Source organism: Neisseria sp. P0021.S005, assembly GCF_051956955.1.
Map to the genome: position 1 here is coordinate 1 of NZ_JBQCWY010000400.1, position 2,739 is coordinate 2,739.

A 2,739-nucleotide genomic window follows, 5' to 3' on the forward strand; every position below is an offset into this window, starting at 1 on the left:
AAAAAGATGAGTAATTTTTTCATCCGTTTTTTCTACAATATTAACTTTGATTGATTGCAAAAGGCCGTCTGAAATGACGAATTTATCCAAAGGTTTGCTGGCTGCGATAGCGTCCAATTTGTTGTTTGCCATGCTGTTTCTGTACGGCGTATGGATGCAGCCGATGAGCGGCACGGAAATTTTTGCGTGGCGTATGGTGGCGATGCTGTCGGCTTTATGCGTGCTGATGACGATGGTCAACGGTTGGCAGGCGGCGGCGCGGTTTGCGAACAATATCGGCCGTGATTGGAAGCGGTGGCTGTTGATTGTATTGCCGACGCCGATATTTGCCAGCCAGTTGTGGCTGTTTGTCTGGGGGCCGGTCAACGGCGAAGGGGTAAACATCGCCATGGGTTATTTCCTGTTTCCTTTGGCGATGATGCTGGGTGGGCGGATTTGGTTTAAAGAGCGTTTAAACCGGTTGCAGACGGTTGCCGTTGCGTTGGCATGTGCAGGCGTGGCTTGCGAGTTGCTACGGTCGGGTGCGTTTTCGTGGACGACTGTATGGGTGTTCGGCACCTATCCGTTTTATTATCTGCCACGCCGAAAACTGGGTGTGCCTTCTTTAATCGGTCTGACTTTTGATTTGATGATGATTACGCCATTTGCGTTGGCGTATATTATATTTGCAACGGATACGCCGGCGATGATTGCGGCCAAACCGGTTTTAATTTTCTTTATTGTGTTGCTAGGCTTCAATAGCGCAATATCTATGCATTTGAATTTGAAGGCGAGTCAGTTGTTGCAGGTTGCGGTGTTCGGCATGTTGAGCTATTTGGAGCCTGTATTGCTTTTTATTGTGTCGATTGTATGGCTGGGTGAGCCGGTGCAAAAAGGCGCATTGATCGGCTATGGCCTGATTTGGTCGGGATTGTGCGTGATGATTGTCAATGGCTTGTTGGGAATGAAGAAAGAAAAGAAATTGGCTAAAGCTTGATGATAGATTAAGGCCGTCTGAAAACTGAGTTGGTCAATATTTTCAGACGGCCTTTGATATTGAAAGGGACGTATCGGATACGCCCCTTTTGTTTTACCAGCTTTGGGCGACACGGTCGGCTTCTTGCAGGCGTTCGACTGTGCCGACGTCCAACCAAAGGCCGTTGTGGTGTTCGCCGCTGATTTGGCTTTGGCTCATGGCTTGACGCAACAGAGGGGCAAGTTTGGCAGCCTGATGCGCCGGGGTATCTTTGAAAAGTGCGGGATGATAAACGCCCACGCCGCTGAAAGTCAGGGCTTGGCCGTCTGCAGATGAGGCGGATACCAGGCCGTCTGAAAGCAGGCCGAAGTCGCCTTCGGGATGGTGGGGTGGATTGTCCACCAGCCATAAATGGGAGAGAAGGTTGTGTTCCTGCATACGCTGGGCAGCCAGTCGTGCAGCTTGGAAATCAATGTCAGTCAACACATCGCCATTGACGACCAAAAACGGCTCGTCGCCCAAAAGAGGCAGGGCGGTGGCAATGCCACCGGCGGTTTCCAGGCCTCCGGCGAGTTCTGGAGAATAGGCAATGCGTACGCCGTAGTCCGAACCGTCTTTCAAGGTATCTTCGATTTGTTGGCCAAGCCAGGCATGGTTGATGACGATTTCAGTGAAACCGGCTTGTTGCAGGCGGCGCAAGTGCCAGCCGATAAGCGGCGTGCCTGCTACTTCGAGTAAGGGTTTGGGCGTGTGGTCGGTCAGCGGGCGCATGCGTTCGCCGCGACCGGCGGCCAATATCATTGCTTTCATGGGTGTGCCTATAATGTGTGAAACAGAAAAAGTCTCAGGCCGTCTGAAACATCGGTTTCATTTTTCAGACGGCCTGAGACCTTTATTTATGCCAAAGATTTGAATTGCCTACGAAAATACAGCAATGCCGGTGCCTGCGTGTCGGTATTGCGGATTTCGTTGAGCTGAACGAAAAAGACGTAATGCGTGCCGATTTCGCGTTGATCGACAATGCTGCCGTGCAGGTGCGCCAGCGCACCTTCGACTTCAAGCTGTCCGGTTTGTCCCCTGTGCCAAATATGGTATTCGAAGCGTTCTTCGGGCGAGAGGTCGGTCAGTCCGGCAAAGTGTTCAGCAACATCCTGTTGGCTGTCGTTGAGCGTGTTGATGCACAAGTCACGGTTGCCTTGCAGGATGGGAATGATGGCGGATTGGCGGTTGATGCACAGCATGACCGTCGGCGGCTCGTCGGTAACGGCAGTTACGGCAGTCATAGTAATGCCATAGCGTCCCGTTTCGCCGTCTGTCGTGATAATGTGTACGCCGGCGGCACAGGAGGCCATGGCATCTCGAAATGGTCTCTTGAGTGTGTGTGTTGAGTCTGTCATCCGGCTTTCTTTATTTTAATGCCTGTTCGATTTTTGCCAGCTCTGCCAAGAGTTCTTTGAGTTGTGCCATTTTTTCTTTGGACAGAACTTTTTCAATCGCATCGTAGCGTTCGTCAACCAATGCACCGATGGATTCATAGAGTTTCTCACCTTCGGGCGTTAGTTTCAGATAAACACGGCGTTGGTCGTTGGAAGGCTTCAGGCGAACGGCCAAACCTGCTTTTTCCAGGCGAGTCAGAATGCCGGTCAGGCTGGGGCGAAGGATGCAGGCCTGATTGGCCAAATCTTGAAAGTCGAGTGTGCCGTTTTCCGCTAAGAGCCGGATGATACGCCATTGCTGGTCAGTAATATTGGCTTGGTTCAGAATAGGGCGGAATTGGGTCATCA

Annotated in this window: 4 protein-coding genes; 1 reads left to right on the top strand and 3 read right to left on the bottom strand. The window is 51.5% G+C overall.

Going from position 1 to position 2,739, the window contains the following annotated elements:
• The first annotated feature begins 73 nt into the window (after window positions 1–73).
• Window positions 74–976: an EamA family transporter RarD gene (gene rarD, locus ACTHUE_RS14730; protein ID WP_107792223.1), complete on the top strand. Its 903-nt coding sequence runs from the start codon at window positions 74–76 to the stop codon at window positions 974–976.
• Window positions 977–1,069: 93 nt separating this feature from the next.
• Here the strand turns inward: rarD and murU are convergent, their stop codons facing one another.
• From murU to hpaR, 3 genes are all read right to left on the bottom strand, one after another.
• Complete coding sequence (gene murU, locus ACTHUE_RS14735) at window positions 1,070–1,765, bottom strand: N-acetylmuramate alpha-1-phosphate uridylyltransferase MurU (RefSeq protein ID WP_070460487.1); 696 nt, start codon at window positions 1,763–1,765, stop codon at window positions 1,070–1,072.
• A gap of 86 nt (window positions 1,766–1,851) precedes the next feature.
• Window positions 1,852–2,352: a 4-hydroxyphenylacetate 3-monooxygenase, reductase component gene (hpaC, locus tag ACTHUE_RS14740; protein ID WP_070460485.1), complete on the bottom strand. Its 501-nt coding sequence runs from the start codon at window positions 2,350–2,352 to the stop codon at window positions 1,852–1,854.
• A gap of 10 nt (window positions 2,353–2,362) precedes the next feature.
• The coding region (gene hpaR / locus ACTHUE_RS14745; protein ID WP_440423875.1) for a homoprotocatechuate degradation operon regulator HpaR at window positions 2,363–2,739 on the bottom strand (377 nt) is incomplete at its 5' end.